Genomic DNA, 8,534 nt, shown 5'->3' on the forward strand with positions numbered 1-8,534 from the left:
GGTGGTTGAAGTCCCGCTCACCGAGGGGGTGTTGGGGCGGTTGCGTGGGGTGTCGGAGCGGGAGGGTGTGTCGTGGTTCATGGCGGTGGCGGCGGGGTTCGCGGGGGCGTTGCATCGGTGGAGTGGTGAGCGGGATGTGACGTTCGGGTGTCCGGTGGCGAATCGTGCGGGTGAGCGTTTTGGTTCGGTGGTGGGGCCGTGTACGAACACGGTGGTGATCCGGTCTGTGGTGGACGGGGACACGACGGTGGTGTCGTTGTTGCGGGGGATGCGGGAGCGGGTGTTGGAGGCGCTGGAGGATCAGCACGTACCGTTCGACCAGGTGGTCGCCGCGCTGAACCCCGAGCGCCGCTACGGCATCACCCCGTACGCCGACCTCGCCCTGACCCCCGTCGTCCCCGAGACCCGGGCCCCGTCGCTCGGCGGCCACCGCCTGCGGCGGTTCGCGCTGAGCGGTGAGGGCGCCGACTGGGCCGCCAAGGGCGCCGTGACGGTGTCCTTCCAGGAGCAGAACGGCACCCTGCGCGGGCTGCTGGCCTACCGTGGCGATCGCATCGCCCGCGCGGAGGCCGAACGCCTGGCGGCCCTGACCGCCGCGGTGCTCGCCGACCTCGTGGACCGGCCCGACCGCCCGCTGGCCTCGCTGCCCCGGATCGGCACCGACGAGCGCGTCGCGCTCGCCGCGCTCGAGGACGGGCCCGCAGCCGCGCCGCCCACGACGGTGCCGCAGCTGATCGCCGCGCGCGTCAGGGCCACACCGGACGCCACGGCCGTCGACACCCCCGAGGGCCAGCTCAGCTACGCCGAGCTGGACACCCGCGCCCGTCGGCTCGCGGCGCGCATCGCGCAACCGGTGCGCCAAGGGGAACCGGTCGTGGCCGTGCTGCTCGACCGGGGGCCCGACCTGGTCGTGGCGATGCTGGCGGCGTGGTATGCCGGTTGTGCGTACTGCCCGGTGGACCCCGGATATCCGTCTGAGCGCGTCGCGTACATCCTCGACGACCTGGGCGCGCGGGTGGTCCTCACCGACGGGACGCCGAGCCCTCAACTGCCCGACAAGACAACGGTGTTCGACGTGACCGAGGCGACCCGGAACACCGCTGGCGCGGCGCCCGAGCCGCCCGGCGCCGACGACCCGGCGTATGTCGTCTACACCTCGGGCTCCACCGGACTGCCCAAGGGCGTTGTCGTCCGCCACGGAGGGCTCGCCCAGCATGCCCTGTGGTTCGCCGATCTGCTCGCCCTGGGGCCGGCCGACCGGGTGAGCCAGCTCATCAACGTCGGCTTCGACGCCGCCGTCTCCGAGATCTGGCCGACCCTGACCGCGGGCGCGGCGCTCGTCCCGCACCGCGGCACCGTGTTCCCCGGCGAGGTGTCCGGGTGGCTGGACACCCACCAGGTGACCGTCGCCGTCGTGCCCGCGGCGCTCGCCGAGACCATCTGGGCACACGGCGAGCCGCCCCGCGCACTGCGCCAACTGGTCTACGGTGGCGCGGCGCTCGGCTCCGCGCCACCGCCCGGCCTGCCGTACGGGCTGGTCAACTGCTACGGGCCGACCGAGGCGACCGTGACCGCGGCCGGCCACACCGTCACCCCAGGCGAGGCGGACTTCCGCCCGGGGCGGGTCGGCCGTCCGGCGGCCGGGGTACGCGTTTACGTGGTCGACGAGTCGGGCCACCGCTGCCCCGTCGGCGTCAAGGGCGAAATCCTCATCGGCGGCGGCGGAGTGGCGCTCGGCTACTGGCGGCGCCCCGAGCTGACGGCCGAGCGGTTTCTTCCCGACGGCCCCGAGGGCGCGCCCGGCCCCGTCTACCGCACCGGGGACCTGGGGCGCTGGCTGCCCGATGGAACACTGGAGTTCATCGGCCGGGCGGACCGTCAGCTCAAGGTGCGCGGCCACCGTATCGAGCCGGAGGAGATCGAGGCCCGGCTGGCGGCGCATCCGCTGGTCGCCCAGGCCGCCGTACGCGCCTTCGAGGCCGCGTCCGCGCGCCTGGTGGCGTACGCGGTGCCCAGCGCCGAACCCGCCGCGGCCCCCGCGACCGCGAACACAACCACAACCACAACCACAGCCGCAACCGCGACCGCGAACACAACCGCAGGCGTGGCCGCGACCCAGGCCGTGCTCGCGGCGCTGCGCGAGACGCTGCCGCCGCCACTGGTCCCGGACGCTCTGGTCTGGCTCGATGAGTTGCCGCTCACCCCGCACGGCAAGGTCGACCACGCGGCCCTGCCCCGGCCCGGGCGCGCGGATCTGGTGGGCGTGGCTTCGGCCGTGGCGCCCCAGGGAGACCGGGAGCGGCGTATCGCGGCCCTGTGGCGCGAGGTGCTGGGCGTGGACACCGTCGGCGTCCACGACAACTTCTTCGACCTCGGCGGCGACTCGCTGCGCCTGGCCACCCTGCAGCGCCGGCTGGAGGGCGCCTTCGGTATCGAGCTGCCCGTCCAGCGGCTCTTCGAACACGCCACGGTCCACGCCATGGCCCGGGCGATCGACGGGCCCGACGAGCGCGAACACGCCTCCTCGGCGGCGGAGGACTTCCGGGAGCGGGCGCGGAAGGGACGCCGGGCCAGACAGCGCGACCGACGCCCGACGACCGGCCGGAAGGAGGAGGAGACCGATGCATGAGGACGCCGTGGCTGTCGTCGGCATGGCCTGCCGACTGCCGGGCGCCAGGGACGTCCGCGCGTTCTGGGACAACTTGGTGGCAGGCCGGGACACCGTCTCCCGGTTCACCCCGGACCAGCTCGCCGCCGCGGGTGTCGACCGACGGCTCGCGGAGCGGCCGGACTTCGTGGCCGTCCGCGGAGTGGTGGCCGGAGCCGACCGCTTCGACTGGTCGTACTTCGGCTACAGCCTCGGCGAGGCCCGTGGCATCGACCCACAGCAGCGGGTGTTCCTGGAGTGTGCCAGCACCGCCCTGGACGACGCGGCCATCGACCCGCACCGTTTCCCGGGTCCGATCGGGGTGTTCGCCGGATGCGACGCCGTGCCCCTGGGCGCCTCGCAGGAAGAGCTGGTCAGCCAGACCCTCGGGCGCGACAAGGACTTCCTGGCGACCCGGGCCGCGTACAAACTCCGGCTCACCGGCCCCGCGTTGACGGTGCAGACCGCCTGCTCCACCTCGCTGGTCGCGGTGCACCAGGCGGTGCAGAGCCTGCTCGGATACGAGTGCGACGCCGCCCTCGCCGGGGGTGTGGGGCTCTTCTTCCCGCAGGTGACGGGCTATGTGTACGAGGAGGGCGGCATCCTGTCGCCCGATGGCCACTGCCGCCCGTTCGACGCCGCCGCCGCGGGCACCGTCTCCAGTTCGGGGGCGGGCGTCGTGGTGCTGCGCCGGCTGGAGGACGCGCTGCGCGACGGCGACCAGGTGGTGGCCGTCATCCGGGGCACGGCCGTCAACAACGACGGCGGAGACAAGGCCGGGTTCACCGCGCCCTCGCCCGGCGGGCAGCGCGATGTCATCCTGGCGGCCCTGGGCCGGGCCGATGTCGACCCGGCGGACATCGGCTACGTCGAGGCACACGGCACCGCCACCCGGCTGGGCGACCCGGTGGAAGTGGCCGCGCTCACCGGCGCGTTCCGCACCACCACGGACGCGGTCGGGTCCTGTGTCCTGGGCGCGGTCAAGGGCAACATCGGACACACCGGCTCCGCCTCCGGCGTCAGCGGCCTGATCAAGACGGCGCTGCTGCTCCGGCACCGGGAGCTGGTGCCGACCGCGCACTTCCGGCGGCCCAACCCGCTGATGAAGCTCGAAACCACGCCGTTCACCGTCGCCGACCGCCACGGCCCGTGGCCCGAGGGCCGGCCGGTGCTCGCCGGCGTCAGCTCGTTCGGCGTCGGCGGGACCAACGCGCACGCCGTCCTGGAGGCCGCCCCGACGCCGCCCGCCACCCGCGCGGGAGCGCGCGGGCCGCGCCTGCTGGCGCTGTCCGCCGCGTCCCCCGAGGCGCTGCGCACCGCCCGGAGCGAGCTGGCCCAGCGGCTGCGGGACGACCCGGCGCCTCGGCTGGACGAAGTGGCGCGCACCCTCGCCGACGGCCGGCGCCGGTACGTACACCGCGCCACCGTCGTCGCCCGCGATGTGGCGCGGGCCGCCGAAACGCTCCGGGAGCCCCTGCCGGACGGGCCGGCGACACCCGAGCCGGCCGGGGTTGCCTTCCTCTACCCGGGGCAGGGCACCCTGCGCCCGGGCGGAGCCGCCGCCGGGGCGTACGCCGTGCTGCCCGCGTTCGCCGAGGCCTTCGACGAGGTACGCGCATGGGCCCGGCAGGAGGCCGATACGGACCTGTCGGCGCTGCTGAACCCCCGGACACCGGCGGAGTGGTACCACGACCCCGTCCACCAGCAGCTCGGTCTCTTCGCCCTCGGACACGCCCTCACCCGCACCCTGGACGGCTGGGACATCAGGCCGAGCGCCGTGATGGGCAACAGCATCGGCGAGTACGCCGCCGCCCTGGCGGCCGGGGTGTGGGAACTCCCCGACGCGCTGCGCCTGGTGCACACCCGGGCGCTGGCCACCCGGGACACCGCCCCCGGCCGGATGCTCGCCGTCGAGCTCGTACGGGACGGCGCCCGCGAGGCCGTGACCCAGGCGCTGGCCCAACTGCCCGAGCCCCGGCCCGCGGTGGCCGTGGACGGCCACGACCGCCTGATCCTCTCCGGCCCGCCGGAGGCGGTCCGGCGCCTCGCCGAGCTGCTGGACCGCTGGCCCACCCGCCTGCTGGAGACCCGCAGGGCCTTCCACTCCCCGCAGATGGCCCCGGCCGCCGCCGCCCTGCGCGCCCGCGTGGCACAGCTGACCGCCAAGGCGCCGCAGACACCCCTGGTGTCCAACGTCACCGGCGGCTGGGCCACCCCCGAGGAGGTGGCATCGGCCGACTACTGGGCCGCCCAGCTGACGGACACCGTACGGCTGCGACAGGGCCTGGACACGCTGCTGTCGGGCGGCGCCGAGGTGTTCGTCGAACTGGGTCCGGGCGCATCCATGAGCCGGGCGGTGCGCGACCATCCCCGCCACACCGCGCGCCACCTCACGGTCCCGCTGCTCGACGGCGCGACGGACGACGCCGAGGCCCGGGTCCTGGAAGCGGTCGGCAGGCTCTGGGAGGCCGGGCTGAACGTGGAGGTCGGACAGTTCGCGGGCGGGTCCCGGCAGCGCTGCTCACTGCCGCCCCACCCCCTGGACTCCAGGCCCTGCGGCACCGGTACCGGCATCGACCAGCCCTCGGGCGAGGTCGTACGGGCTCCTGCCGTATCGGACCCGCGACGGCCGTACGTGGCGACGGCGCGGCAGCTCGCCGAGGGCCTGAAGGACCCGGCGGCGGCGGACCGGCCCACGCTGTCCGAGCGGCCCGACCTGGTACGCCGCCTCGACGCGTACACCGCGGCCCTGGCCACCCGGCTCGGGCTGCGCATCGGCCGCCTCGCGCCCGGTGACGCCGTCAGTGGAGCGGAGCTGACGGATCGCCTCGCCGGGGACGGAAAGCTGACCGGCCCGGCCCGGCTGATGGTCCGGGCCATGACCGAACACGGCTTCCTTACGGCGGAGCCGACGAACACGGCCCCGGGTGGCCACCGCCTCCTGGTCCCCGACGACGTCGAGGAGCGGCTGCGCTCCGCGCTCGACCCGGCTGGTCTTGACGAGGTGCGCGGGCTGCGCCGGATGCTCGCCCACTGCGCGGACGCGTACCCCCAGGTGCTGGCCGGCGATCGCGAGCCGGTCTCCGTGCTCTATCCGGACGGCGACGACACATTTCTGCGCGCCTGTCTGATGGACAACTCGGCTGACGTCGCCGACGCGGGGCCCTGCCTGGACCAGTTGGCGGCGGCCGTGGCCGCGAGCCGGGGGCCGCGCGAGCGCGAGGCGGACCGGCCGCTGCGTGTACTTGAGGTCGGCGGCGGGAGTGGGGAGCTCACCTGGCGGGTGCTGGAGTCCTGGCCGGTCCACCCCCAGGACCTCTACACCTTCACCGACATCAGTGGCCTGGCCGTGAGCCGGGCCCGGGAACGCGTGGCCGAGCGAGGGCAGCGACAGGTCCAGTGTGCCCGGCTCGACCTCGGCAAGGACCTCGGCGCCCAAGGGTTCCCCGCCGGTGGCTTCGACATCGTGCTCGCCTACAACGCCCTTCATGTGGTGTCCGATCTGCCTGCGACGCTGCGTCGGCTGAGGGGGCTGCTGGCCGCGGGCGGCTGGCTGGGGGCCGTCGAGGTCACACAGGTGGCGCTGTGGACCCACTTCATGTGGGGCCTGGCGCCCGGCTGGTGGGACTTCGCGGACGACTTGCGCACCGACTCCGTCCATCTGCCCGCCGACGGCTGGCGGCGGGCGCTCGACGGCGCCGGGTTCTCGGATATGGCGGTGGCGCAGCGGCCCTCGGCGGACCACGCGGTCCTGCTGGCGTCGGTCGACGGAGCGCTGGTCGTCGAGGTATCGGACCCCTCCGGCGGGGCAGGCCCGCACCCTCACACCGTGCAGAATCCGCGAGTGGCGCCGGACGCCCAAGTTCCGCCCGCAGAGGCGGGATTGGCATCGATCTGGAACCGGCTCCTGGGCACGTCCTCGGCACACGACGAGGACGACTTCTTCGCCCTGGGCGGCGATTCGCTCATGGCCGTACGGCTGCGCGGCCGTGTCCACGAAGATTTGGGGATCGCCGTCCCCCTGGCGGAGTTCCTGGAACAGCCGACCTTCGGCCGACTGGCCGCGCTGGCCCGGGACGCCCAGGACGCCCGGGACGCCCACGACGCCAGGGCGGTGGGGGAGGCCGGGGACACCAGACCGCAGCGGACCCCATCAGCCCCCCGCGAACTGGTCCGCTTCCAGGAGGGCGGCCACGGCACACCCCTCTTCCTCGCCGCCCCCGCCGCCGGGAGCGCGCTGTGTTACCGGGAGTTCGCCCGAGCCATTGGCGGGGACCGGCCCGTATACGGGATCGACGCCCCGGGGCTGCTGGGCGGCGCGCCCACCCCGGACCGCGTCGAGGAGCTGGCCGCCCACCACATCCGCGTGTTGCGCGCGGTGCGGCCGCACGGCCCGTACGCGGTGGGCGGCTGGTCCGTGGGCGGCCTGGTGGCGCACGAGATGGCGGCGCAGCTGGAACGGGCCGGTGAGCGGGTGGAACTGCTGCTGTTCCTGGACGGTTTCGCGCCGGACAGCGGCGGTCGCCCCCTGGGCTCCGCTCCCCAGCACCTCGCGGCGGGCCTGTGGCACCAGGCGCTGGTCGCCCTCCAGATCGGGCCCGCGGGCCGTACGGTGCGGTCGGTGCCCGGGGCGAGCCGGGTCTTCCGGGCCTATCTGCGGGCCATGTTGCGCTATCGGCCGAGGCCGGTGTCCTGCCGTACGGTGCTGGTCAAGGCCGGGCTCACCCACCGGACCGAGGCGCGGCTGCGCACCTGGCTGAGCGCGCTGCACCCCGGCGGGCTGACCGTCCTGCCGTGCTCGGGCAAGCACTGGACCATGCTGGCCGAGCCCCATGCCTCGACCCTGGCCCATCAGGTGCGCCGAGCCCTGGACGGTCCGGGGAGCCCGGGGAGCTGAGCCCGCGCCCTGCCTGCGACAACAGCCCTTGCACGCACGGGGGGTGACAGGATCCACTGTGCGCAGGCAACGACGAGTCGGAGAGGGCCGATGGAGCTGATGGGGGAGACGGACCGGCCGGTGGCCGGTCCGTACCGGCTGGTGGCCGAGCTGGGCCGGGGCGGCATGGGGCGGGTGCTGCTCGGTGTGGCGCCGGACGGGCGTCTGATCGCGGTCAAGGTGGTGCGTTCGCAGTTCGTGGAGGACGACGGGTTCCGTACGCGCTTCCGCCGCGAGGTGGAGGCGTCCAGCAAGGTGTCCGGGGCGTATACGGCCGCCGTGGTCGACGCGGACGCGGACGCCCCGCTGCCGTGGCTGGCCTCGGTGTTCGTACCGGGCCCTTCACTGGGCCAAGTCGTCGAGAACGTCGCTCCGTTGCCGCCCGAGTCGACGGTGCGCCTGGCCGCGGGGCTCGCCGCGGCGCTGGCCGAGATCCACCGGGCCGGGCTGATCCACCGAGACCTCAAGCCGTCCAATGTGCTGCTCGCCGCCGACGGGCCCCGGGTCATCGACTTCGGGATCGCACGGGCGATCGACAGTGAGAACATCACCAAGGTCACTCACACGGGCTGGCTGGTCGGCTCCCCTGCCTTCATGTCGCCGGAACAGGCGGAGAGCCGTGAACTCACCCCGGCCAGCGATGTGTTCTCGCTCGGCGCGGTGCTGTTCCAGGCGTGCACCGGGCGGGTCCCGTTCGCCGGTTCGTCCACGCTGCAGATGCTCTACAACGTCGTGCACAGCGAACCCGATCTCACGCCGCTCCCGGACGAGTTGCGCGGGCTCGTCGAGCGGTGTCTGGACAAGGATCCGTCCCAGCGGCCCACTCCGGCCGGGATCCTGGAGCTCCTCGGGCAACTCGCCCCGTCCGCGCGGCCCTGGCCCGCCGCCGTACACGACCTGATCGATGCGCAGCAGGCCGAGATCGCCCAGGTCCTCGGTCTGCCCGAGGAC

At 74.3% G+C, this 8,534-nt stretch carries 3 protein-coding genes; all 3 read left to right on the forward strand.

Going from position 1 to position 8,534, the window contains the following annotated elements; translation table 11 throughout:
- On the forward strand, positions 1 to 2,629 hold a 2,629-nt coding region (locus CCN51_RS47140), incomplete at its 5' end, for a non-ribosomal peptide synthetase (protein WP_143676129.1).
- Positions 2,622 to 7,544, forward strand: coding sequence for a type I polyketide synthase (locus tag CCN51_RS47145; protein ID WP_014174808.1), 4,923 nt, complete (start codon positions 2,622 to 2,624; stop codon positions 7,542 to 7,544). The genes CCN51_RS47140 and CCN51_RS47145, both read left to right, overlap by 8 nt.
- Positions 7,545 to 7,634: 90 nt before the next feature.
- On the forward strand, positions 7,635 to 8,534 hold a 900-nt coding region (locus CCN51_RS47150; protein WP_143676130.1), incomplete at its 3' end, for a serine/threonine-protein kinase.

Source organism: Streptomyces milbemycinicus, assembly GCF_002154605.1.
Classification (GTDB): domain Bacteria; phylum Actinomycetota; class Actinomycetes; order Streptomycetales; family Streptomycetaceae; genus Streptomyces; species Streptomyces milbemycinicus.

Bases quoted from the DNA above. Each gene is read 5' to 3' on its own strand.
- CCN51_RS47145 (WP_014174808.1), top strand. From the start codon at position 2,622: ATGCATGAGGACGCCGTGGCTGTCGTCGGCATGGCCTGCCGACTGCCG.